The organism is Variovorax sp. PMC12 (assembly GCF_003019815.1).
Classification (GTDB): domain Bacteria; phylum Pseudomonadota; class Gammaproteobacteria; order Burkholderiales; family Burkholderiaceae_C; genus Variovorax.
The window spans coordinates 915,257-939,080 of sequence record NZ_CP027774.1 but is presented as its reverse complement, the minus strand read 5'-3'; the positions used below and the strand labels follow the sequence as shown (position 1 = coordinate 939,080).

Here is a 23,824-nt window from a genome sequence, read left to right as displayed (position 1 = left end):
CGAATCCCATGAGCAACGACAGCTACATCATCGGCTGGGGCCACACGCCCTTCGGCAAGCTCGACGCGGCCGACGGCGAGCAACTGATCCGCGACGCCGTCGAGCCCGCGCTGCAGACAGCCGGGCTCGAGGCCGCGGACATCGACGGCATCTTCGTCGGCCACTTCAACAGCGGCTTCGTGCCGCAGGACTTCAGCGCGTCGCTGGTCGCGCTGGCCGTGCCCGGCCTGCGCCACGTGCCGGCCGTGCGGCTGGAGAACGCATGCGCCACGGGTTCGGCCGCCATCTGGGCCGCGCTGGACGCAGTGAAGAGCGGCCGCGTGCGCCACGCGCTGGTGGTGGGTTTCGAGATCATGAACGCGGTGCCCGGCCCGGTCATCGCGCAGACGCTGCTGCGCTGCTCCTATGTGAAGGAGGAAGGCACGACGCCGGCGGGCTTCGCGGGCGTGTTCGGCCGCATCGCGGGCGGCTACTTCGAGCGCTTCGGCGACCAGAGCGATGCGCTCGCGGCCATCGCGGCCAAGAACCACGCCAACGGTGTGCACAACCCCCATGCGCACATGCGGCGTGACCTGGGGTTCGACTTCTGCCGCAATCCGTCTGACAAGAACCCCTTCGTCGCGGGACCGCTCAAGCGCTCGGACTGTTCGCTGGTGTCCGACGGCGCGGCGGCGCTGGTCATTTCGTCGACGCGCGTCGGGTCGGCCAAGGTGCCGGCGGTGCGCTGGCGCTCGCACACGCAGGTCAACGACTACCTGCCGCTGTCGCGGCGCGACCCGACGCGCTTCGAAGGTGCGGCGTTGGCGTGGCGGCGCGGCCTGGAAACGGCACGGCTCACGCTCGACGATCTGGGCTTCGTCGAGACGCACGACTGCTTCACGATCGCCGAATTGCTGGAGTACGAGGCCATGGGCCTGGCGCCGCACGGGCAGGGCGCACGCGCGATTCTCGACGGCGTGACGCGCAAGGACGGCCGGCTGCCCGTGAACCCCTCTGGCGGCCTGAAGTCGCGCGGCCACCCCATCGGCGCGACGGGCGTGTCGCAGCATGTGATGGCCGCGATGCAACTGACCGGCACGGCCGGCGACATGCAGGTGGACACGGGCAAGCCCGGCGCCGTGTTCAACATGGGCGGCGCCGCCGTCGCCAACTACCTCAGCGTGCTGGAGGCGGCATGAGCCAGGCGCAGGCCGCGAACCTGTCGGTGCTGCTGTCGCAGACGGCGGCGCTGTTTCCTGCGCGTGCCGGCCTGATCCTCGAGGACCGCAGCTGGACCTGGCACGAGATCGACTCGCGCGTCGATGCGCTCGTGCAGGGGCTGCGCGCGCTGGGCATGCAGCCCGGCCACAAGTTGCTCGTGCAGTCGCGCAACAACCTCGCGCTGTTCGAGAGTTGCTGGGCCGCATTTCGCATGGGTGCGGTGTGGGTGCCGGTCAACTTCCGGCTCACGCCGCCCGAAGTGGCGTATCTGGGCAGCTCGAGCGAGGCGACGGTGATGCTGGCCGAAGACGGCTTTGCCGCGCACGTCGACGCAGTGCGCGGTGCCAGCGCGCATTTGCGCCACGTCGTCACCATCGGGGCGCCGCGCCAGGGCGAACAGGGCTACGAGGCGCTGATCGCCGCCAATGCCGGGGCGCAAAAGTTTGTTGCCGATGTCGAGGCCGGCACACCGCTGTGGTACTTCTACACCTCGGGCACGACCGGCAAACCGAAAGCGGCCGTGCTGACGCACGGCCAGCTCGCCTTCGTCGTCGCCAATCATCTCGCCGACCTGATTCCCGGCACGACCGAAAACGACTGCTCCATCGCCGTGGCGCCCCTGTCGCACGGCGCGGGCATTCATGCGCTGCTGAACGTCGCGCGCGGCGCGGCCACGGTGCTGCCGTCGTCGGACCGGCTGGAGCCGCGCGCGTTCTGGTCGCTGGTCGAGCGCCACAAGGTCAGCAACCTCTTCACAGTGCCGACCATCGTCAAGATGCTGGTCGAAGACCCGTCGGTCGACGAGTTCGACCACCGCTCGCTGCGCTACGTGATCTACGCCGGCGCCCCGATGTACCGCGCCGACCAGAAGCGCGCGTTGCAGAAGCTGGGGCCGGTGCTCGTGCAGTACTTCGGCCTCGGCGAGGTGACGGGTTGCATCACGGTGCTGCCGCCGACGATGCACTCGGCCGACGACGCGGATGCCAACGCGCACATCGGCTCATGCGGGCGGCCGCGCACCGGCATGGAAGTCGCGATCCTCGACGAGCAGATGCAAAGGCTGCCGGCCGGCGCCGTCGGAGAAATCTGCTGCCGGGGACCGGCCGTGTTCGCGGGATATTTCAACAACCCGGAGGCCACGGCCAAGGCCGTGCGCGGCGGCTGGTTCCACACGGGCGACCTGGGGCGCATGGACGCGCAGGGCCTGCTCTACATCACGGGCCGAGAGTCGGACATGTACATCTCGGGCGGCTCCAACGTCTACCCGCGCGAGGTCGAGGAGATCCTGCTGACGCACCCCGCCGTGCGCGAGGCCGCCGTGCTGGGCCTGCCCGACGCCAAGTGGGGCGAGGTGGGCGTGGCCGTGCTCGTGTGCGATCGCGAAGGCGTGACGACCGAAGACATCCTGGGCCACCTCGACGGCCGCTGCGCCAGGTACCGCTGGCCGCGGCGCGTCTTCTTCTGGGAGTCGCTGCCCAAGTCAGGCTACGGCAAGGTCACCAAGAACGAGATACGCCGGCTCCTTTCGGAGCGCGGAGAGATCGGGGAGGCCACCACCCACTGAGCCTGCCTTTTCTTCCCGGACGATCGGATTCAAGACAAACCAGAACATAGAGACAACAGATGAACATCAACCGCCGTACCGTGCTGCGCACCGCCGCCGCTGCTTCCACCCTCGCCATGCCCCTGCGCCACGCCTTCGCGCAGAAGAACGTCTTCAACTACAAGTACGCCAACAACCTGCCGGTCTCGCACCCGATGAACATCCGGGCCAAGGAGATGGCCGACGCGATCCGCGCGGAGACCAGCGGCCAGGTCGACATCCAGATCTTCCCGAACAACCAGCTGGGCTCGGACACCGACGTGCTGAGCCAGTTGCGCGCGGGCGGCGTCGAGTTCTTCACGCTGTCGGGACTCATCCTGTCGACGCTGGTGCCCGCAGCCTCCATCAGCGGCGTGGGCTTTGCATTTCCCGACTACGCGAGCGTATGGAAGGCCATGGACGGGGACCTGGGCAGCCATATCCGCATGCAGATCGCCAAGTCCAACATCGTGGCCATGGACAGGATCTGGGACAACGGGTTCAGGCAGATCACGTCGTCGAACAAGGCCATTGCGTCGCCGGCCGACCTGAAGGGTTTCAAGATCCGCGTGCCGGTGTCGCCGCTGTGGACCTCGATGTTCAAGGCGCTGGACGCCGCGCCCACGTCGATCAACTTCGCCGAGGTGTATTCCGCGCTGCAGACGAAGATCGTCGACGGGCAGGAGAACCCGCTTGCCATCATCTCGACCGCCAAGCTCTACGAAGTGCAGAAGTTCTGCTCGATGAGCAACCACATGTGGGACGGCTTCTGGTTCCTGGCCAACAAGCGTGCATGGGACAAGCTGCCGCCCGCGCTGCAGGCCATCGTCGCGAAGCACATCAACGCGGCGGCGCTGAAGGAGCGAACCGACGTCGCCGAGCTCAACGCCAACCTGCAGAAGGAGCTCGCGGCCAAGGGCATGCAGGTCAGCCAGCCCGACCCCGGCGCCTTCCGCGACCAGCTGCGCAAGGCCGGCTTCTATGCGGAGTGGAAAGCCAAGTACGGCGACGAAGCATGGGCGCTGCTGGAGCGCAGCGCGGGCAAGCTCGCATGAACGCGCCGCGCCCGGCGGCGCGGCCGCCCGAGCATCACGCGGGTTCCCCGACCGTGGAAGACCCGGCCGGCGCGCACGGCCACGGCCACGGCGACGCGGCCAACGAGGCCAACCCGAGCTCGTTCACCTCGTTGACCTCGCGCATCGAGCGGCTGCTTGGCGCGCTGGTGGACGGCGCGGCCGGCGCCCTGGTGCTGGCCGACGTGGTGGTGCTGCTGGCGGGCGTGGTCGCGCGCTTCGTACTGCACCAGCCGCTGATCTGGTCGGACGAACTCGCTTCGATGCTCTTCATCTGGCTTGCCATGCTGGGCGCGGTGGTGGCGCTGCGGCGCGGCGAGCACATGCGCATGACCGCGCTGGTGTCGAAATTGCCGCCGACGCGCCGCCGCTTCGCCGAGGCCGTGTCGCTCTACGCAGCCCTCGCTTTCCTGGCGATGGTGGTGTGGCCTGCGTGGGAATACGCGTCGGAAGAGCGCTTCATCACCACGCCGGCGCTGGACATCTCCAACGCCTGGCGCGCCGCCGCGCTGCCGGTGGGCGTGGCGCTCATGGCCATGTTCGCGGCGCTGCGGCTGTTGCGCGACTTCGACTGGAAGACGTCGTTCCAGGCCTTGGCGATCGTCGTGACGCTCATCGCGGCATTCACCCTGGGCCGCGCGGTGTTCGAAGACCTGGGCCGGCTCAACCTGCTGGTTTTCTTCGTCGGCGTGGTGCTGGCCTGCGTGCTTTGCGGCATCCCTATCGCGTTCGCTTTCGGCCTCGGCACCTTCGGCTACCTCGCGCTGACCACCGACACCGCGCTGCCCGTGATCGTCGGGCGCATGGACGAAGGCATGTCGCACCTCATTCTGCTGGCGGTGCCGTTGTTCGTCTTTCTGGGCCTGCTCATCGAGATGACGGGCATGGCGAAGGCGATGGTCTCGTTCCTTGCCAGCCTGCTGGGCCATGTGAGGGGAGGCCTTTCCTATGTGCTGGTGGGGGCGATGTACCTGGTGTCGGGCATTTCGGGCTCCAAGGCGGCCGACATGGCGGCCATCGCGCCCGCGCTGTTCCCCGAGATGAAGAAACGCGGCGCCGCCGAGGGCGAACTGGTGGCGCTGCTCGCGGCCACCGGCGCGCAAACCGAGACCGTTCCGCCCAGCCTCGTGCTCATCACCATCGGCTCGGTCACGGGCGTGTCGATCGCGGCGCTGTTCACGGGCGGGCTGCTGCCGGCCGTCGTCCTGGGCCTGATGCTGTGCGTGGTGGTGTACGTGCGCAATCGGCACGACGACCTGAGCGGTATCGCGCGGCCCGAGGTGCGGCAGGTGCTGAAGCTGGGCCTGGTGGCGCTGCCCGCACTGGCATTGCCGTTCGTGATCCGTGCGGCGGTCGTCGAGGGCGTGGCCACAGCGACCGAGGTGTCGACCATCGGCATCGTCTATGCCGTCGTCGCCGGGCTCGTGGTGTACCGGCAGTTCGACTGGCGGCGGCTGGGCCCGATGCTCGTGGCAACCGCCTCGCTGTCGGGCGCGATCCTGCTGATCATCGGCACGGCCACCGCCATGGCCTGGGGGCTGACGCAATCGGGCTTCTCGCGCTGGCTGGCGGAGGTCATGGGCAGCCTGCCCGGCGGCGCGCCGATGTTCCTGGCGGTATCGCTCGTCGCCTTCGTGGTGCTGGGCTCCGTGCTCGAGGGCATACCGGCCATCGTGCTGTTCGGCCCGCTGCTGTTTCCGATCGCGCGGCAGTTGGGCATCCACGAAGTGCACTACGCCATGGTCGTTGTGTTGTCGATGGGGCTGGGCCTGTTCGCGCCGCCCCTGGGCGTGGGCTACTACGCTGCCTGCGCCATCGGCCGCGTGCGGCCCGACGAGGGCATCAGGCCCATCGTCGGCTACATGCTGGCCCTGCTCGTCGGCACCACGGCCGTGGCGGCCATTCCGTGGCTTTCCATCGGGTTCCTCTGAGATTCAACTGTTTGCGCACACCAAGGAGAAAAGCATGGAAACCAAGACAGGCATCGCCCGCAAGACCGTCGCCGTGGACGGCGACGTCCGGTTGAGCTACCTGGAGGCCGGCAACGGGGCTCCCCTGGTGCTCATCCCTGGCTGGTCGCAAACGGCCGAACAGTACAGGTACCAACTCGAAGGCCTGGCGGACCGGTATCGCGTGATCGCGTTCGACCTGCGCGGCCATGGCGATTCGGACAAGCCGGGGCGAGGCTACCGCATCCCGCGCCTTGCGGCCGACCTGCAGAATGCGCTGGTCGCGCTCGACCTGCGGGACGTGACCATCGTCGGCCACTCGATGGGCTGCTCGGTGCTCTGGTGCCACTTCGACCTGTTCGCAGCCGGGCGTATAGGCCGGTACGTGTTCTGCGACCAGGCGACATGCCTCACGCGCAACCCCGAGTGGACCGACCAGCAGGTCGCTGACTACGGCCCCATCTTCACGGCCGAAAGCGTGGTCGAGACCGCCAATGCACTGCGAGGCGCGGGCGGGGTGGAGGCCACGGTCGGCTTCCTGCGCTCCATGGTCACGGCCGACATGCCCGCCGAGGCCTTCCAGTGGATCGTCGACATGAACTTGAAGATGCCACGCGCCGCGGCGGCCGACCTGCTCTACAACCACTGCCACCAGGACTGGCGCGAGGTGCTACCGCGCATCGACCGGCCGACGCTCTTCATCGGCGGCGAGGGCAGCCTGGTGCCACACAGCTGCATGCGGTGGGAGGCGACCCAGGTGCCCGGCGCCAGGGTGGAGATCTTCGAGGAAGGGGAAGCGGGCTCGCACTTCATGTTCATCGAGAACGCGGGGAAGTTCAATGCGCTGCTCGCGGGATTCGCCGGTTGATGCCTGGTGCGAGGCCCCCGAAAAGCGGATGCCGGACACGGCCTCCGGCATTTCGGGAAGCTTGGCCGGGCCGCGAAGACTCAGACGGCGCTGATATTCTTGTCCTTGGCCACCTTGGTCCAGCGCGCGGCATCCGCGGACAGCCGCTTGCGCATGGCCGCGGCGGGTTGGTACGCGGCGATGGCGCCGGCGTGGACCAGCTTGTCCTGCACGTCCTTGTCCTTGGACAGGATGTCGGAGAGCTCCTTGTTGATGCGTGCCACCACCGATGCGGGCGTGCCCAGCGGTGCGATGAGGCCGCCCCACGAATCGAAGTCGAAGTTGGGGAAGCCCTGGGCCGAGACCGTCTTCACGCCGGGCAGCAACACGTTGCCGCGCGGCGAGCTCACGGCGACGGCGCGCAGCTTGCCCGACTTGATGTGCGGCAGGGCCGCGACCACGTCCGCGAACATCACGCCGAGCTGGCCGCCCAGCAGGTCTGTCACGGCCGGCGCGCTGCCGCGGTAGGGCACGTGCTGCATGTCGAAGCCGCCCAGGTCCTTCAGCTGCTCCATGGCCAGGTGGCCGAAGCTGCCCGCGCCCGAGCTGGTGTAGTTCAGCGGCGTCTTCGCGGCCTTGGCATGGGCGATGAGGCTTTGCAGCGAGTCCACGCCCGGCATCAGCGTCGGGTTGACGACGATGGCCATGGGCAGGTCGTACACGGTCGCCACGCACATGAAGTCCTTCTCCACGTCGTAGGCGCCGTTCTTGTACAGCAGCGGTGCCAGCAGTGCCGGCATGCCGAACATCGACAGCGTGTTGCCGTCGGCCGGCGACTTGATGAACTGGGCCGTGCCGATGGAGCCGGACGCGCCGGGGCGGTTGTCCACCATGATCGAGGTGCCCAGGCGTTCGCCGAGCTTCTGCGAAGTGATGCGCGCGGCGGTGTCGGTCGGGCCGCCAGCGGGGAAGGCCACGACCATCTTGACGATCTTGCCCGGCCATTCGGCGTCTGCCGCGAAGGCAGGCAGGCCCAGGGTGGAAAGTGCGCCTGCGGCGCCGGTGGCCAGCAGGTGGCGGCGGCTGATGATGTGAGCTTGGTTCATGTCTGTTCTTTCTGAAAGATGAAAGGGTGTCCTGGCGTGCGGCCGCGGCGGGTCAGATCGCCTGCTGCGCGCGCGCCGCGGCAATGGCCTGGTCGTCCATGGCCAGCACTTCGCGAAGCACCTCGTCGGTGTGCTGACCCAGGTGGGGCGGTGGCCGACGCACGGACGTGCGCTCGCCGTCCATCACGTAGGGAGGCGCGAGCACGCTCTGCGGCCCGGCCTCCGCGTCGTCGAAGTGGTGCAGCAGGTTGGCCTGGGCGGTGCGCGGCGAGGTCAGCGCCTCGTACATGCCCAGCACTTCGCCGCAGGGGATGCCGGCCGCCGCCAGGCTGGCGAGCAACTCGCGGCGGCTCAACCCGCGCAGGGCTTCGCGCACCAGCGGCAGCAGGATCTCGCGGTTGGCCGAGCGCTCGGTGTTGGTGGCGAAGCGGGGGTCGGCGGCCCACTCGGGCCGGCCGACGACCTGCTCGCAGAAGCGCACGAACTGGCCGTTGTTGCCCACGGTGATGACCACCGGGCCGTCCGCGGCATCGAAGACGCCGTAGGGAACGATCGAAGGATGCGCGTTGCCGAACTTGGGCGGGTCGCCCGCCTTCAGCATGGCCTCCATGCCGTAGTAAGAGGTGATCATCAGGCCGCAGTCGTAGAGCGCCATCTGCACATGGCGCCCGCGTCCCGTGGCGTGCCGCTCGTACAGCGCCGCGAGGATGGCCTGGCCCGCGTACATGCCGGTGAACATGTCGACCGCGGCGACGCCGAACTTCAGCGGCCCCTGGCCCGCTTCGCCGTTCATGGCCATGATGCCGGCCTCGCCCTGCACCAGCAGGTCGTAGCCCGGGCGCTGTGCCTCCGAGGTGCTTCGCGCATAGCCGGAGATGGAGCAGTAGACCAGGCGCGGGTTCGACGCGCTGAGCTGCTCGTAGCCCAGGCCCAGCTTGTCGGCGCCGCCGACCTTGAAGTTCTCGATCACCACGTCAGATTTCGCGGCGAGTTCGCGCGCGATCTGCACGCCCGCGGCGGACTGCAGGTCGATGGTGACGGAGCGCTTGTTGCGGTTGGCGCTGTTGAAATACGAGGTGTTGCGGGTGCCCACGCGAACGCCCCAGTCGCGCGTGTCGTCGCCGCGGCTGGGGTGCTCGACCTTGATGACGTCGGCGCCCAGGTCGGCCAGCGCCATCGCGCACATCGGGCCCGCGAGCACGCGGGACAGGTCGAGAACACGTAGGCCAGCCAGGGGCTGGACGGGAGCGGCTTGAGGCATGGGGGACGGACGGGCGAAGGCGAACGAGAACGAGCGAAGACGGACGGCAACCGCAGGACGGGCCTTGCGATGCGTGCGGGCGGCTGGCAGGGGATGCACGGATTATTTGCCGCCGCCTGAGAATTTACAATCGTTCAGTTTTTTGACGTTGATGTAAATCTGAAATTGACAATGGATGTTCAAGCCCTGGGCCTGCTGGTCGACATCATCGAAGCCGGCAACCTGAGCAAGGCCGCCACGATGCTGGGCATGAGCCGGGCCAACGTGAGCCAGCGGATCAATCGCTTCGAGCGTGAACTCGGTGCGCAGTTGCTGCGACGGACCACGCGCCAGCTGGAACCCACCGAACTGGGCATGAAGCTGTACGAGCACGGGCGTGCCGTACGGCACGAGGTCAAGGCCGCGGCCGAAGCCGTGAGCAGCCTCGGCAAGGGCCTGCAGGGAATGATCCGCCTGAGCGTGCCCAGCGGCTACGGGCAGCTGCGCATGTCGGGCTGGCTGGCGGAGTTCATGGAGCGGCATCCGGAGATCACGCTTCACGTGATCTTCGACAACGACATCGAGGAACTGGTGAAGGGCTCGGTCGATTTCGCGGTGCGCGTCATGGCCGAGCCACCGGCGCAGCTGATCGCCCGCGAGCTGGGGCGCGTGCGGTATGTGGCGTGTGCGACCGCGTCGTTCATCGCACGGCAGGGAATGCCGACGAGCCTGGAAGAACTCAAGCGGCTGCCGCTCATCACCTCGCAGCAGACCAGCGAGCGCCTGAGCATGGCCGGCGGACAGGCCGGCGGCCACCGTTCATTGCAGACACGGCCTCGGCTGATTTCGGCAAACTTTCATTTTCTGTGCGACGCGATCGCGCAGGGCCTGGGTGTGGGGCTGCTGCCGGACTACATGGTGCAGGCGCCCATTGCGCGCAGAGAAATGCAGGCGCTGGCGTTGCAGGAAGAAGACCTGGACTTCCTGTCGACGCAGAAATTCCTGCTCTACGTGCCGAGCAGGTACCAGACGCAGGCCGTGCGGACGCTGATCGACTTTCTCGTGGAAAGGGAACAGGGATCGCGCCCGCGCATGGACTGACGCGCGCGAGCCCGCACGGCGAGCCTCAGGCCGCGCGCTTGTGCGCCGGCGCATCCACCTCGTAGTACGCCTGGCGTTCCTCCACCGCGTTCCAGCCGATGATTTCCTTGAACGCCGGCATCGTCGTCTGGCCGCCGGGCAGGCCATCGACGTCGCCGGTGCGGCGCTGCGACAGCACCTCCAGGTTGGCCTGCAGCGCATGCACCGTGCTCATGAGCGTGACGATGGGATAGGTCGCGAAGGCGGCCACCGACTCGATTTGCGCGCGGCTCAGGCTGGCCATCCACAGGCCCTGCATCAGCTGCAGCGAGAGGCGCCGGCCGGTGGCCTCCTTGAGTTTCACCAAGTCGTCGAAGCCCTTGAAGGTGCGCGAGATCGGCTGGATCAGGTCGGCGCCGGCTTCGGCGTACTGGCAGGCACGGTCGGTCGCCTCCGCCGGGTCGATGGCGTCGGTGCGCGCCACGATCAGGAAGTCGGGGTCCTGGCGCGCGTCCACCGCCGCGCGGATCTTCGCCACCGCGTCGCGCACCGGCACCAGCGGCATGGTGCTGGCCGCCGCGGGGCAGCGCTTGGGGCTGAACTGGTCTTCGATGGAGATGGCCACCACGCCCGTCTTCTCGAACTCGCGCACCGTGCGCGCCACGTTGATCACGTTGCCGTAGCCGGTGTCGGCGTCGGCGAATATCGGCTTGCGCACGATGTTCGCGATGCGGTTGACCACGCCCACGTTCTCGGTGAGCGTGTAAAGCTCGACATCGGGCTGGCCCAGCAGCGACGCCGAGATACCGAAGCCGGTGGTGAAGATGCCGTCGAAGCCCGACTGGTCGACGAGCAGGGCCGACAGCGCGTCCTGCGCGCCGGCCATCCAGAACGTGGGGCCGGAGGTGATGCGCGCACGCATCGTCTTGCGAACTGAGGTCATTGGAAGAGTCGCTCCTTGCGGGTGTTGCGGGCGGGAATCAACGCTTGACGGGATCGATGTAGCCGCCGAGCGAAACGAATTTCTGGTCCTTGAGCTCCATCAGCGCCACGCCGGTCTGGCCGCGCCGCGCATAGCCGCCAGCGCTGATGGGCTGGAAGGAAATCTTCGGCCCGATCTTCTGGTCGAAGCCCGACAGCCCGTCCAGCGCAGCCACCACCTTGGCGCGGCTGGGCTCGTTGCCCGCGCGCTTGAGCGCCTCGACGGTCACGGCCGCGGCCGAGTAGCCCATCAGCGCCGTGGAGGAGGGGGCCGACTTCGGATACAGCTTGGTGTAGCGCGCAAAGAAGTCCTTGATGGCCGGGTTGTCGCCTTCCACGGCGTCGTAGTAGGAGGCCACGTACAGCTTGGCCGGGCTCTTGCCCAGCAGCTCGACGAACTTGGGGTCGTTCAGCCCGCCCGCGCCGAACACGGTCGGCTTCCAGCCGAGCTTTTCGGCACCGCGGAAGAACAGCACCGCCTCCTGGCCCAGCGCATAGACGATCACCACGTCGGGCTCGGCCTGCTTGAGCTTGAACACCTGCGAGGTGATGTCGGTGGCGAAGCGCTCGAAGCTTTGCGCCTCCACCAGCTTCAGGCCATGCTTGTCGAGCTGCTTGATGGCGATGTCGTAGGCCGGCTTGCCCCAGCCGTCGTTCTGGTAGAGCATCGCGATCTTCTTCGCCTTCAGCTTCTCCACCGCGTAGTCGATGTAGGCAGCGGTCTCCGTCGATTGCGGCGAAGGCAGCACGTAGAGCAATTCGCGCGGCGGCGTGCTCGTGAGGTCCGAGATGCTCAGCGCGCCGATGGTCGGCACCTTGCGCGTAGAGCTGTATTCGTAGGCGCTGATGTTGGTGGCGTGGCCGATGTTGCCCACCATCGCAAGCACGTTGTCGCGCTCGACCAGGAGCTTGGCGTTGGCCACCGACTTCGCGGGCTTGAGCTCGTCGTCGTAGGTGATGAGCTTGATCTTGCGGCCGTTCACGCCGCCTTGCTCGTTCACCATGTCGAAGTAGGTGCGGATGCCTTCGTCTACCGCCTTGCCCATGTAGGCCAGCGTGCCCGACATCGGCTGCGACGAGCCCAGCACGATCTCCTTGTCGAGCACGCCTTCGGCCTTGTTCTCGAACGCAAGGGCGAGCGTGGGCAGCGCGGCGACGCCCAGCAGCGCGGCGGTGGTGGCGAGCACCGTGCGGCGCGAAGCAATGTGTTTCATCGGGTGTGTCTCCTGTCGTTGATAGGGGGAAATAGGTGCGTCTCAGCCGCCCAGATAGGCGCGGCGGATGTCCTCGTTGCCGGCCAGCTCGGCCGCCGGCCCGTACATGACGACGCGGCCGGTCTCGATCGCGTAGCCTTCGTCGGATATGTCCAGCGCGATGTCGGCGTCCTGCTCCACGATCAGCAGCGTGAGCCGCTCGCGATCGCGGATGTCGCGCAGCGTGGAGAAGATGGCGTCCTTCATGATGGGCGCCACGCCCATCGAGGGCTCGTCGAGCATCAGGAGGCGCGGCTTGGCCAGCAGGCCGCGCGCAATGGCCAGCATCTGCTGCTCGCCGCCCGACAGCGTGCCCGCGCGCGAGGTGATGCGCTCCTTCAGACGCGGGAAGTAGCCAAGCACGCGGTCGATGTCCTCGCGCACCTCGGCGGCCGGGCGGGTGTAGCCGCCGAGCACCAGGTTTTCCTTCACCGACAGCTGCGCGAACACCATGCGGCCCTGCGGCACGTGCACCACGCCGCGGCGCACCAGCTGTTCCGCCGGCACGTTGGCGATGCTTTGTCCGTCGAACACAGCGGTGCCGCCGGCCACCGGCAGCAGGCCGGAGAGCGCACGCATCAGCGTGGTCTTGCCCGCGCCATTGGCACCCAGCACGCACACGATGCCCGCGGCCGGCACATCGATCGACACGCCGTGCAGCGCGCGGATCTTGCCGTAGGCGGCGCTCAGGTTGTCCACGCGCAGCAGCATGCCTGCGCGCTTGGTGGATTCAACGGCGCTTGCCACTCTTGCCTCCTCCGAGATAGGCCTCGACCACGGCCGGGTTCTGCTCGATCTCGCGCGGCGAGCCCTGCGCCAGGAAGGCGCCGTTGTGCATCACGGTGATGGTGTCGGAGATCGACATCACCAGCGGCATGCTGTGCTCGATGAGCAGCAGCGTCGCGCCCGTGGCCTGCTGCAGCCGGCGCAGCGTGTCGCCCAGCGCATCGATCTCGCGGTTGTTCATGCCGGCGGCCGGTTCGTCGAGCAGCATCAGCACCGGCTCCAGCGCCATGGCGCGTGCCAGCTCCACCAGCTTCTGCGTGCCGTAGGGCAGGTCGCGCACCAGCGTGTGGGCGTGAGCGCCCAATGCCAGGCTGTCGATGATCTGCTGCGTGCGTTCGCGTTGCTCGCGCTCCTCGCGGCGCTGGCGCGGCAGCCGCAGCAGCGCCTCAGCCAGCGTGCAGCGCATGGCGCCCGAGCGCGCGATGAGCACGTTGTCGAACACCGTGAGTTCCGAGAACAGCTCCAGGTTCTGGAAGGTGCGCGCGATGCCCAGGCGCGAGATCTGGTGTGCCTTGCACTTGAGCAGGTCGTGTTCGCCGGTGGGCGTGCGCAGGCGCATCGTGCCCTTCTGCGGGGTGTAGAAGCGGCTGATGCAGTTGAGCATCGTGGTCTTGCCGGCGCCGTTCGGGCCGATCAGCGCATGCACGGTGCCGGGCATCACGTCGAAGCCGACATCCTGCACGGCGACGATGCCGCCGAAGCTCATGCGCACGTCGGACAGGCGCAGCAGGGGCGCGGTGCCGGGGACAAGCCGGGTCCGGGTCGCGACGGGCGTGCCTTCGATCAGTGCCCTCATCGCGGCACCTCCGCACCTGCGGGCGCGTCCGCGCCCGGCAGCTTCCTGCGCTTGAGCAGGCTGGCCAGCCCGTCGGGCAGGAACATCAGCGCCAGGATCATCGCCACGCCATACAGCGCGCGCTGGAACTGGTCGAAGCCGAAATAGGTGAGCAGCTGCGGCGCGCCGATGACGAACACCGCCCCCAGCACCGAGCCCATGATCGAGCCCAGCCCGCCCACGATCACCATCGACACGAAGCTGATCGACACCATGATGTTGAACAGCGACGGGTCGATGAAGCGCACCACCGGCGCATACAGCGCGCCCGAAAGTCCCGTGTAGAAGGCGCACACGCCGAAGGCGATGAGCTTGAGCCTGGTCGCGTTGAGCCCTAGCGCGCGCGAAGCCGTTTCGCTGCCCTTGAGCGCGAGAAAGCCGCGTCCGAAATGGCTCTGCGACAGGTTGCGCGCCACCCACAGCGCCGCGCCCAGCACCACCGCCACGAACAGGTGGTAGGCCCGCTCGCCCAGCGCGAAGCCGAAAAGCGTCGGCCCGGGCGCGCCCATGCCGTTCTCGCCACCCGTGAGCTCGCCGCCGGACTTGGCGATCTCCACCGAGATCATCACGAAGCCCAGCGTCGCGATCGCCAGGAACACCTCTTCCAGGCGCAGCACCGGTAGCGCCAGCAACACGCCCACCACGGTGGCGATCGCCGCGGCGATGAGCATCGACAGCACCAGCGGCACGCCGAAGTGGGTCGTGAGAATGGCGCTGCCATAGGCACCGATGCCGAAGAACACCGCGCCGGCCATCGAGATCAGGTTGGTGTAGCCGGTGAGGATGTTGGTGCCGAAGGACGCGAGCGTGTAGATCAGCACCAGCGTGAAGATGTAGAGCACATAGCCGCCGGGGATGAGCGGCGCGAGCACGAAGAGCGCGATGAACACCAGCGGTGCCAGCCAGGGCCGCGAGTCGAAGATGCGTGTCATGGGATGTGCCTGCTCAGACTTTCTTGACCTGGCGCCGCGCCAGCAGCCCGTGCGGGCGCAGGATCAGGATGGCCAGCATCACGATGAAGGGCACCGCGTCCTTCCATTCGGAGGACAGGTAGGCGCCGGTGAGGTTGGAAGTCACGCCGATGATCACGCCGCCCAGCAGCGCGCCCGGCATGCTGCCGATGCCGCCGAGCACGGCCGCTGCAAAGGCGAAGTGCAGGGCGCTCTGCATCATCGAGAAATGAACGAAGGTCAGCGGCGCGATCAGCAGCCCGGCGGCCGCCGCGATCATGTGCGACAGCGCCCAGGCCAGCGAGTAGATGCGCTTGATGGGAATGCCCATGAGCCGCGCGGCCGTCGGGTTCTCCATGGTCGCCTGCATCGCGATGCCCAGCCGCGTGAAGCGGAAGAACGCGAACAGCGCTGCGGCCAGCGCGGCGCACACGCCCACGATGCCCAGGTCGATGCCCGAGACGATCACGCCGCCCACGTCGATGGGCGCGGCGGGAAACACGCTCGGCAGCTCCTGCGTGTCCTTGCCCCAGATCCAGATGGCGAGGTCACCGAAGATCAGGAACAGGCCCAGCGTGCAGATGGCCGACGACAGCAGCGCCTTGCCGATGAAGCGCCGGATGATGAAGCGCTCGATCAGCATGCCCAGTGCCGCGCCGAACAGCAGCACGATGGGCACCACGGCCCACATCGGCAGGCCCAGCCGCACCAGCGTGTACGCGGTGAACGCCGACAGCATGGCCGCCTCGCCGTGCGCGAAGTTGAGGATGCCCGTCGCCTTGAACACCATCACGATGCCCAGGGCGATGAGCCCGTAGATGGCGCCCAGGGCGACGCCGCTCACGATCATCTGCAGCATGCGTTGCGCTCCGGGCTCAGGCGGCGGCAGGGGTCTCGCCCTGCCGCGCGAGCCGTGCCTTCAGGTACGGGATGAAGCCGCCGGCTTCGAGCGTGCCGCGCTCCACGGAGGACAGCCGCTCGAAGGGCAGCGACCTGCCGCTGGCCACATGGGTCACCGTGCTGGCCTCCCAGTCGACCTTCAGTTCATCCCAGCGGCTGGTGATCTCGCGGATCCCGGGGCAGGTGACGAGCGGAAAACCCATGCTGATCTCGCCGCGGAAGAAACCCGGCGAGAAAGACTCGGCAATCACGCCCGCCACGCCCAGGTGGCGCATCGCGCGCATCGCCGGATAGTGGGGATGGCCGTAGCCGAAGTTGTGGCCGCCCACCAGCAGGTCGCCCTTCTTCACCGAGGCGGCAAAGGCGGGGTCGTAGCTCGTCATGGTGACGGCGGCGAGCTCGTGGATGTCGGTGATCTTGATGTTCTTGATGCCGACGATCAGGTCGATGTCGAAGTCGTCTTCCTCGAAGATCCAGGCCGCGCGGCCTTGCAGGTTCGGCATGCTCATGCGGCGCTCCCTTCGAGGGCGCGGGCCTGCGCAGCCTGCGCCAGGTAGGGCCGGGGGTCGGCGATGCAGCCTTCGAGCGCCGAGGCCGCGACCACCGCCGCGTTGCAGATGAAGATCTCCGAGTCGGCGCTGCCCATGCGCCCGGGCGTGTTGAGCGTGCCGGTGGAAACCGCCCGCTGGCCGTCGGTCATGGTCGCGATGCGGCCGTAGCAGTAGTCGCAGCTCGACGAGCTGATGAACGCGCCGGCATCCACCAGCGTCGCGATGAGCCCCTCCCTGGCGGCCTGCGACATGATCGCCTGCGACGTCGGAACCACGTGCAGCTGGAAGCCGGGCTTGATGCGGCGCCCGCGCAGCACGTCGGCCGCGGCGCGCAGGTCCTCCAGCCGGCCGCTGGCGCAGGAGCCGAGGTAGCCCGTGTGCACCTCCAGGCCCGCGTACTCGCTCAGGTCGCGCGTGTTCGCGGGGCTCGGCGGCGCCACCACGATGGGCGTGAGGTCGCTCACGTCGATGCTGACCTCGCGGTCGTACACGGCGCCGGCGTCCGGGTACACCGGCGCGAGCGCGATCTTCGAGCGGCCCTCGGCGTAGGCCAGCGTCTTCGCGTCGGGCGCGATCAGCATGGTGGTCGCGCCGAGGAACATGGCCTGGCCGCAGATGGTCTGGCGGCCCTCGATGCTCATCGCGTCGATCACCGGGCCGCACAGCTCCACCACCTTGAAGCGGCAGGACGACGGGCCGAGCACGCGCACCATGTGGTGGAACACGTCGCGCGCCATCACGCCGGGCTGCAGCGTGCCCGTGATTTCGATCTTCACCGTGCCGGGCACGGTCAGCGCCATGGTCTCGCTCACGAAGGTTTCAAGCACGCTCTTGCGCGCGCCCATCGCGAGCGTGCCGAAGGCGCCGAGCTGGCTCACGTGGCCGTCGAAGTGCACAGCGAAGGCGCCTGGCGTGGCGTAGCCGAGCTCGGCCGACACCTGGTGGCCGATGCCTTCGCGCTCGTGCACCGGCACGCCCTGTTCCTTGCCCCAGGCGCGCGTGACCTTGTGCAGCTCTTCTTCCTTGGGCGCGGTGGCCGGGACCATGTGGTCGATGAAGAGCACGAAGCGTTCGGGGCTGGGCACCTTGTCCACGCCGAACTCTTCACGCGCCTCCTTGAAGAACACGTCGGTGTAGCCGGGGAAGTCGTAGGCGATCACGAAGTCGGGGCGGGCCAGCACTTCGTCGCCGGCGCGAACGCTGGCAAGCCCGGCCGCGCGGGCCAGGATCTTTTCGGTCATCGTCTGGGGCATCTGCATTCCTTGGATATCCACAATGTGGCGGCATGTATTGCCGTCTTCCATGAATTACAGATGAGCAGCGGTATGGCTCCGGATGAGGTTAACCCTTAAATATCCACAATGTGGATGCAATATAAAGCGACACCCAGGTGACAAAAGCAGGAGGCCAGACATGGCGGACAAACAATCGCCACAAGGTGAGAGCACTCGCACCGGCACGCAGAGCATCGAGCGCGTGGTCGGCATGCTCCGCGTTGTGGCGTCGCGCGGGCGGCGCGGCATGCGCATCGGCGAGATCGCGGCCACCAGCGGCCTGCCGCAATCGACCTGCGCGCGCATGCTGGCGCGGCTGGAGATCGAAGGCCTGGTCGACCGCGACGTGGCCACGCGCAAATACTTTCTTGGTCCGCTGCTGCATGAGCTGGGCCTGCTCGCGCGGCCGCGCTACCGGCTGAGCGACCTGTGCGACGGTGCACTGCACCGGCTGGCCGACGTCACGCAGGACACGCTCTATCTCAGCGAACGCAGCGGCATGGAGGCCGTGTGCACCAACCGCGCGCTTGGCGACTTTCCCATCAAGGCGATGCCGCTGGACATCGGCATCCGCCGGCCGCTGGGTGTGGGCGCGGGCGGCCTGTCGATGCTGTGCGCCATGCCCGAGGCGGAGGCGGAGGCCATCATCCAGGCCAACGGCCACCGCTACGAGAAGTTCGCATCGTTCACCGCGGACTTCCTGCGCGAGGCGGTGGCACGGGGCAGGGCACAGGGCTACGCGTTCCTTGACAGCGCGGTGACACCGGGCACCGGCGCCATCGGCATGGCGTTCCCGAAGGGCAACCCCGTCGGCGCGATCAGCATCGCGGCCATCTCCGGGCGGCTGGGCGCGGATCGTCGCGAGGACATGGCGCGAGAGCTGCGACGCGAGGTGCGCAAGATCGAGGCGTCCATGCTGGGCACCGCAGGCTCGGCCACGGCGGCCTCGGACGAGGGCGTGGAAGGGGACTGAAGGGGGGCTCGGGCAGCCGCCTCGGATCCTCCGCGCGGTCGAAGCCCGGTCCACGGCACGCACGCGCAAGGCGAGGGCTTGTGCTCCTACAAGAAGGGCAGGGCACGCGGCCTAATTTTTGGTCAGCCGCTTCAAACGGATTTCTCTCAATCAACCCACCCACTTCGCACAGGACATCTCATGGCCAATCCAGGCGATTCCACGACACCCCGCATCGACAAGAGCGACGCCGCGCAGGTCGCGCGCTGGACGCGCGAATTCGACGTGACCGACGAACAGCTGGCCCAGGCCATTGCCAAGGTCGGCGACAAGGCGGCCGATGTGGAGCTCTATCTCAAGGGCAGCCGCAGCTCGACGAACGCGGACACCGCGAGCGCGGCTGGAAAGGGGAAATAGAAGGCGCGCCGTTACCCTGGCCTACTCGGTCAGCGCACGCTTGACGTCTTCCTGCAGGCTTCGCAGGTGATCGCGCATGGCCACGCGCGCGCTTTCCGGATCCCTTGCGCGCAAGGCACGGATGATCGCGCCGTGCTCGTCGTGGTTTTCCGGCTGCCTGTGCAGCGGGCTGTGCAAGCGGAACAGCCGGGCGTTGACGCGCAGCTCTTCCACCAGGCGCGGAAACACCACGTTGCCGCTGGCCCTGGCGATGAGCAGGTGGAACCGGTCATCGAAATGCCAGTGCTCGGTCTCGCTGTGTTCGCCGGCGTTCAGCGACTGGATGTCGGCTTCCAGCGCATCGATCTCCGCGTCGGTGATCTTGCCGACTGCCATGGCGATCGCTTCGCCTTCGATGACTTCGCGCGCACGCATGCAGTCGAAGTATTCCTTGGTGCCCAGTGCGCGCACCGCATAGGAGCGTGCGTCGCGCCGCACCAGCAAACCCTCGCCCGCCAGCCGCACGAGCGCCTCGCGCATCGGCGTGCGCGAGATGCGCAGGTCTTCCGCGAGCCGGGCTTCCTGCAACGGGCTGCCGGCGGAGATCTGGCGGTCCAGGATGAGCGTGCGCAGCCGCTCGTACGCCTGCTCGGCAAGGCTGGCGGACCGCACCTCCAGCGGAGCGATCGTGATGGTGGCAGGCTGCGTGGGGCTTGGAAGGCTGGGCATGCGAAAAGGAACAAAGGCCACGAGGGAGGCCGCGAAGCAGGCCGGTGGGGGCGGGAGAGCTTAGCAGGGCCGCATCGCGGTGCGGCCCGGTTGCGTCAAAGCCATTTGTCCAGCGGATTGCCGTCGTTCGGCACGCGCGGCCGCAGGCAGGGCAGGAACTGCCCCGACCCCGGTTCGGCCAGGAACTCGCCGTCCTGCCACACCACGCGTCCGCGCGAGACGGTGACGCCCGGCCACGCCCGAAGCTGCATGCCTTCATAGGGCGTGTAGTCGACCGCGTGGTGGAGCATGCTGTTGGTGAGCAGCTTCTCCTGCCCCTGGGCGAACACGTCCCACACGACGAAATCGGCGTCGCTGCCGACGGCGATGGTGCCCTTGCGGGGGTAGAGGCCGTACAGCCGCGCCGGATTGGTGGCCGTGAGTTCCACGAAGCGGTGAATGTCGATGCGCCCCTTGAGCACGCCCTCGCTCATCAGCAGCGGCAAGCGGGTTTCCACGCCCGGAATGCCGTTGGGAATGCGGTCGAAGGAGGCGTCGTCGCCGGCCACGCGCTTGCCGTCGCTGCCGCCCATGTTGAAAGGCGCGTGGTCGGACGAGAAGATGGTGAACAGCCCGCTCGACAACCCGTTCCAGATGAACTGCTGGTTGGCCTTGTCGCGCGGCGGCGGGCTGCAGATGCAGCGCGCGCCATGCATCGGATCGTCGGGGTCGATGCCCAGGTCCTCGGCGCTCAGGAACAGGTACTGCGGGCAGGTCTCCGCATGGATCGGCAGGCCGCGTCCGCGCGCCCAGTGGATCTGCTCGACCGCCTCGCGGCCGGACACGTGCACGATCAGGATCGGCGTGTCGACCAGCTCGGCCAGTGCGATGGCGCGGTGCGTGGCCTCGCGCTCCACCGCCATGGGGCGCGAGCTGCTGTGGTAGCGCGGCGCGGTTAGCCCCGCGTCGAGCAGCTGCTCGGTGAGCCAGGCGATGCAGTCGCTGTTCTCCGCGTGGATCATGGTCATGGCGCCGTGCTTTCGCGCGGTGGCCAGCACTTCGATGATCTGGCGGTCGTCCAGCTTGAGGTCGTCGTAGGTCATGTAGATCTTGAAGGAGGTGTAGCCCTTCTCGATCAATGCGGGCAGCTCGCGCTGCGTCACGTCGCGCGTGGCGTCGGCCACGATCAGGTGGAAGGCGTAGTCGATCACGGCCTTGCCTTCGGCGCGGCGGTGGTAGTCGTCCACCGCCTCCTGGATGCTGTGGCCCTTCTGCTGCGCGGCGAAGGGCAGCACGGTGGTGGTGCCGCCGCAGGCCGCGGAACGCGTGCCGGTGAGAAAGTCGTCCGCGAAGCGCGAGCCGTCGCTGGTCGGCTGGTCGAAGTGGCAGTGGCCGTCCACGCCGCCGGGCGTCACCAGCCGGCCGCGCGCGTCGATCTCGTGGCCGGCGCGTGCGTCGAGGCCTTGCGCAATGGCGCAGATGCGCCCGTCGCGCACGCCGATGTCGGCGGTGTAGCGGTCGCCCGCGGTGGCGATGTCGGCGTTGCGCAGGATCAGGTCGTAAGTGGTCATGAGGCGTGCTCCGGAGGCTTTCTTTCTAGCGCTGCTCGAGCGCCGGTTCGGCGGGCACCGCCGGCGCGCTCGCGTTGCCGTAGGCACGGCCGTAGTGGCGCTCGATGCGCCGCTGGACGAAGTCCCACGCGGTGGTCATCAGCAGGTAGTAGATGGCCGCGACCACGAACAGCTCCAGCACCATGAACTTCTCCTGGATCAGCACCTGCGTGCGGCGCAGCAGCTCTTCCATGGAGATCACGGAGGTGATCGAGGTGGTCTTGAGCAGGCCGTTGATGCTGTTGCCCAGCGTCGGCACGATCAGGCGCATGGCCTGCGGCATCACGATGTAGCGCATGGTCTGCGCGCTGCTGAAGCCGACCGCGCGCGCGGCGTTCGTCTGGCCGGCGGAAATCGACTGGATGCCGCCGCGCACGATCTCCGCCAGGTAGGCCGCCTCGTTCAGGATTAACCCCAGCAGCGCCGACTCGATGACCGACAGTTTCAGACCCAGCTGCGGCAGCCCGGTGTAGATGATGATCAGCTGCACCAGCAGCGGCGTGCCGCGGAACACCCAGATGTAGAAGTGCGCGGGCCCCGCGATCCACCGGCGGCTCGACAGCCGGGCCAGCGCGAGCGCGCAGCCCACGACCAGCCCGCCCGCGATGGCCGCGAGCGTGAGCCACAGCGTGGTCACCGCGCCGCTGAGGATGTACGGATTGAACAGGTAGTCGACGAACCCCGACCAGCTCCAGCCTTGTCCCATGAGTGTTCCTTGGTGTGCTCGATGGCGATGGTGGCGGGGCTCAGCCCGCCGGCCCCTTGACGCTCACCGCGCCGTCGACGGCCTTGACGCCGTACTGGTCGAACAGCTTCTGGAAGCTGCCGTCGGCCTTCATGTCGTTCATGACCTTGGCCATCGCGGCGGCCAGGTCCTTGTTGCGCGCGGCCAGCGCGACCGGCGTGGGGAACAGGCCATGCAGCACGCGTTCGAAGTCGCCGCGCTTCTGGTACTCGGCGCCCGTCGAGTCGATCGACAGGGCCACCTCGACCTGGCCCGCGCGCAGCGCCTGGAACGCCATGGCGAAGTTCTCGAAGGTGCGGATGGTCATGCCCTTCATGCCCTTGTCGGTGAGCTGCTTGTCGAGCTCGCGCGCCTTGCGCTCCTCGAAGCCGCCGAGCTCCACGCCGATGCTCTTGCCCGACAGGTCGTCCGGCTTGGTGATCTTCAGCGGGTTGCCCTTGGCGGTGCTGATGCTGATGGCCTGGTCTTCGTAGATGAGCATCTGCATCAGCTTGGCGCGCTCTTCCGTGTAGAAGATGCCGGTGTTGATGACGTCCCAGCGGCCCGCCTGCAGGCCCGGGATCATGGCGGAGAACTCGATGCGGACGTATTCGGGCGTGAGGCACAGGCGCTTGGCGATGGCCTCGCCGAGTTCCACGCGCATGCCCTTGAGCGCGCCCGTCTGGTCGACGAACTGCATCGGCGGCAGGGTGGGGTTAACCGACATGGTCAGCGTGCCCTTCTTGACGAGCGCCGAGTCGGGCACGGGCGACTTGCAGGCCTGCGCGTTCGCAGCGCCCGCGCAGAAGACGAAGAGTGCCGTTGCCGACGCGAGAGCGGAGAGCAGTTTCATGGGAGTGTCCTTGAGGAATGAACGAACGAGGCGACGAGGTGAACTGGTAAGAGGGCGGGCGCTCAGGCGTGGATCGAGTCCAGCAGGTCGAGGCGCGCGAGGGCGCTGCGCAAGTCGGCGGCGTCGGCCTCGGGCAGGGGCAGGCGGGGCGCGCGCGGCTTGCCGACCGGCAGGCCCATCATCGTGAGCCCGTCCTTGGAGGCGGCGACGTACCGGTGGCCGCCCACCCAGCGCACGATGGGCAGCATCTGCTTGTAGAGGGCGAGTGCGGCAGGCATGTCGCGTTCGTCGGCCACCAGCTCGAACAGGCGCGCGGACATCTTCGGGATCAGGTTGGAACACACGGCCACCCAGCCCTGCGCGCCGAGCCAGAACGACTCGTAGCCGAGGATGCCGGCGAACACGGTCATGCGGTCGCCGCACAGCTCGATGATGTCGCGCACACGGGTCACCTCGAGGGTCGACTCCTTGATGTATTTGCAGTTGTCGATGCGCGAGAGGCGGGCCACCAGTTCCGGCTTGAGGTCGACGTTGGCGGTGGCCGGGTTGTTGTAGACCATGATCGGAATGTCGATCGACTCGCCCACCTTGCGGTAGTGCGCGAACAACTCGTCGTCGGTGGGCGTGCTGTAGAAGGGCGGAATGATCATGACGCCGTCGGCACCCATGCTCTGCGCCTCGCGGCTCAGCCGCACGCATTCGTCGGTCCACTCCGCGCCGGTGCCGATCAGCACCGGCACGCGTTTTGCTGCAGTGCTCACGCAGGTTTCGATCACCAGCTGGCGCTCATCGGGCGTCAGCGACAGGAACTCTCCGGTGCTGCCCAAGGGGATCAGCCCGTGGATTCCCTCCTCGATTTGCCAATTGACCAGCTTCTTCAGTGCCGGCACGTCCACGTGCAGGCCGTCGTCGGTCATGGGGGTGATGAGCACCGTATAGGTGCCGCGGAACGCTGTCATGGGGCAGTCCTTGGA

The 23,824-nt window shown here is 67.8% G+C and carries 23 protein-coding genes; 8 read left to right on the top strand and 15 right to left on the bottom strand.

Going from position 1 to position 23,824, the window contains the following annotated elements:
* The first annotated feature begins 8 nt into the window (after window positions 1-8).
* From C4F17_RS31695 to C4F17_RS31675, 5 genes are read left to right on the top strand one after another with little or no spacing between them, the layout of a single operon-like run.
* The gene (locus C4F17_RS31695; protein WP_106938329.1) at window positions 9-1,178 is read left to right on the top strand and encodes an acetyl-CoA acetyltransferase; all 1,170 of its coding nucleotides are present in this window, start codon (window positions 9-11) and stop codon (window positions 1,176-1,178) included.
* A complete protein-coding gene (locus C4F17_RS31690) occupies window positions 1,175-2,764 on the top strand; it encodes an acyl-CoA synthetase (protein ID WP_106938328.1) in 1,590 nt (529 codons plus the stop codon). Before C4F17_RS31695 ends, C4F17_RS31690 begins: the two co-directional genes overlap by 4 nt.
* A gap of 59 nt (window positions 2,765-2,823) precedes the next feature.
* Window positions 2,824-3,837, top strand: coding sequence for a TRAP transporter substrate-binding protein (locus tag C4F17_RS31685; RefSeq protein WP_106938327.1), 1,014 nt, complete (start codon window positions 2,824-2,826; stop codon window positions 3,835-3,837).
* Complete coding sequence (locus C4F17_RS31680) at window positions 3,834-5,786, top strand: TRAP transporter large permease (RefSeq protein WP_106938326.1); 1,953 nt, start codon at window positions 3,834-3,836, stop codon at window positions 5,784-5,786. Before C4F17_RS31685 ends, C4F17_RS31680 begins: the two co-directional genes overlap by 4 nt.
* Before the next feature lie 34 nt (window positions 5,787-5,820).
* Complete coding sequence (locus tag C4F17_RS31675) at window positions 5,821-6,672, top strand: alpha/beta fold hydrolase (RefSeq protein ID WP_106938325.1); 852 nt, start codon at window positions 5,821-5,823, stop codon at window positions 6,670-6,672.
* An 80-nt stretch (window positions 6,673-6,752) separates the two neighbouring features.
* On the opposite strand, the gene C4F17_RS31670 is transcribed toward C4F17_RS31675, so the two are convergent.
* Together C4F17_RS31670 and C4F17_RS31665 are read right to left on the bottom strand one after the other, a co-directional pair.
* On the bottom strand, window positions 6,753-7,757 hold the full coding sequence (locus tag C4F17_RS31670) for a Bug family tripartite tricarboxylate transporter substrate binding protein (protein WP_106938324.1): 1,005 nt from the start codon (window positions 7,755-7,757) through the stop codon (window positions 6,753-6,755).
* Window positions 7,758-7,809: 52 nt separating this feature from the next.
* Window positions 7,810-9,018 carry a CaiB/BaiF CoA transferase family protein gene (locus C4F17_RS31665; RefSeq protein ID WP_106938323.1) on the bottom strand — a complete coding sequence of 403 codons (1,209 nt, stop codon included), beginning with the start codon at window positions 9,016-9,018 and terminating at the stop codon, window positions 7,810-7,812.
* Between the two features lie 171 nt (window positions 9,019-9,189).
* Between C4F17_RS31665 and C4F17_RS31660 the strand changes: the two genes are divergently transcribed.
* Entirely contained in the window at window positions 9,190-10,098 is a 909-nt protein-coding gene (locus tag C4F17_RS31660) for a LysR family transcriptional regulator (protein WP_106938322.1), read from the top strand.
* A gap of 25 nt (window positions 10,099-10,123) precedes the next feature.
* Here C4F17_RS31660 and C4F17_RS31655 read toward each other — a convergent pair whose 3' ends face one another.
* From C4F17_RS31655 to C4F17_RS31620, 8 genes are read right to left on the bottom strand one after another with little or no spacing between them, the layout of a single operon-like run.
* On the bottom strand, window positions 10,124-11,020 hold the full coding sequence (locus C4F17_RS31655; RefSeq protein ID WP_106938321.1) for an isocitrate lyase/PEP mutase family protein: 897 nt from the start codon (window positions 11,018-11,020) through the stop codon (window positions 10,124-10,126).
* A 37-nt stretch (window positions 11,021-11,057) separates the two neighbouring features.
* A complete protein-coding gene (locus tag C4F17_RS31650) occupies window positions 11,058-12,272 on the bottom strand; it encodes an ABC transporter substrate-binding protein (protein WP_106938320.1) in 1,215 nt (404 codons plus the stop codon).
* Window positions 12,273-12,314: 42 nt separating this feature from the next.
* Window positions 12,315-13,058, bottom strand: coding sequence for an ABC transporter ATP-binding protein (locus C4F17_RS31645; protein ID WP_106938319.1), 744 nt, complete (start codon window positions 13,056-13,058; stop codon window positions 12,315-12,317).
* The gene (locus tag C4F17_RS31640) at window positions 13,042-13,893 is read right to left on the bottom strand and encodes an ABC transporter ATP-binding protein (RefSeq protein WP_106938318.1); all 852 of its coding nucleotides are present in this window, start codon (window positions 13,891-13,893) and stop codon (window positions 13,042-13,044) included. Before C4F17_RS31640 ends, C4F17_RS31645 begins: the two co-directional genes overlap by 17 nt.
* Window positions 13,890-14,864 (bottom strand): branched-chain amino acid ABC transporter permease, encoded by a 975-nt coding sequence (locus C4F17_RS31635; RefSeq protein WP_106938317.1) that lies wholly within the window; start codon window positions 14,862-14,864, stop codon window positions 13,890-13,892. Before C4F17_RS31635 ends, C4F17_RS31640 begins: the two co-directional genes overlap by 4 nt.
* Window positions 14,865-14,877: 13 nt before the next feature.
* Complete coding sequence (locus C4F17_RS31630) at window positions 14,878-15,741, bottom strand: branched-chain amino acid ABC transporter permease (RefSeq protein WP_106938316.1); 864 nt, start codon at window positions 15,739-15,741, stop codon at window positions 14,878-14,880.
* A gap of 16 nt (window positions 15,742-15,757) precedes the next feature.
* A complete protein-coding gene (locus C4F17_RS31625) occupies window positions 15,758-16,291 on the bottom strand; it encodes a 3-isopropylmalate dehydratase (protein ID WP_106938315.1) in 534 nt (177 codons plus the stop codon).
* Entirely contained in the window at window positions 16,288-17,586 is a 1,299-nt protein-coding gene (locus C4F17_RS31620; RefSeq protein ID WP_081267803.1) for a 3-isopropylmalate dehydratase large subunit, read from the bottom strand. Before C4F17_RS31620 ends, C4F17_RS31625 begins: the two co-directional genes overlap by 4 nt.
* A 160-nt stretch (window positions 17,587-17,746) precedes the next feature.
* Between C4F17_RS31620 and C4F17_RS31615 the strand changes: the two genes are divergently transcribed.
* A complete protein-coding gene (locus C4F17_RS31615; protein ID WP_106938314.1) occupies window positions 17,747-18,580 on the top strand; it encodes an IclR family transcriptional regulator in 834 nt (277 codons plus the stop codon).
* Window positions 18,581-18,760: 180 nt separating this feature from the next.
* Window positions 18,761-18,976: a DUF3606 domain-containing protein gene (locus C4F17_RS31610; RefSeq protein WP_106938313.1), complete on the top strand. Its 216-nt coding sequence runs from the start codon at window positions 18,761-18,763 to the stop codon at window positions 18,974-18,976.
* Between the two features lie 21 nt (window positions 18,977-18,997).
* Here C4F17_RS31610 and C4F17_RS31605 read toward each other — a convergent pair whose 3' ends face one another.
* From C4F17_RS31605 to C4F17_RS31585, 5 genes are all read right to left on the bottom strand, one after another.
* The gene (locus C4F17_RS31605) at window positions 18,998-19,684 is read right to left on the bottom strand and encodes a GntR family transcriptional regulator (RefSeq protein ID WP_081267650.1); all 687 of its coding nucleotides are present in this window, start codon (window positions 19,682-19,684) and stop codon (window positions 18,998-19,000) included.
* A gap of 95 nt (window positions 19,685-19,779) precedes the next feature.
* On the bottom strand, window positions 19,780-21,234 hold the full coding sequence (hydA, locus tag C4F17_RS31600; RefSeq protein WP_106938312.1) for a dihydropyrimidinase: 1,455 nt from the start codon (window positions 21,232-21,234) through the stop codon (window positions 19,780-19,782).
* Window positions 21,235-21,259: 25 nt separating this feature from the next.
* Window positions 21,260-21,979, bottom strand: a complete 720-nt coding sequence (locus tag C4F17_RS31595) for an amino acid ABC transporter permease (RefSeq protein ID WP_081267648.1) — start codon at window positions 21,977-21,979, stop codon at window positions 21,260-21,262.
* A 40-nt stretch (window positions 21,980-22,019) separates the two neighbouring features.
* A complete protein-coding gene (locus C4F17_RS31590) occupies window positions 22,020-22,850 on the bottom strand; it encodes an ABC transporter substrate-binding protein (RefSeq protein WP_081267647.1) in 831 nt (276 codons plus the stop codon).
* 62 nt (window positions 22,851-22,912) lie between these two features.
* Window positions 22,913-23,809 carry a dihydrodipicolinate synthase family protein gene (locus tag C4F17_RS31585; RefSeq protein WP_106938311.1) on the bottom strand — a complete coding sequence of 299 codons (897 nt, stop codon included), beginning with the start codon at window positions 23,807-23,809 and terminating at the stop codon, window positions 22,913-22,915.
* Between the last annotated feature and the right edge of the window lie 15 nt (window positions 23,810-23,824).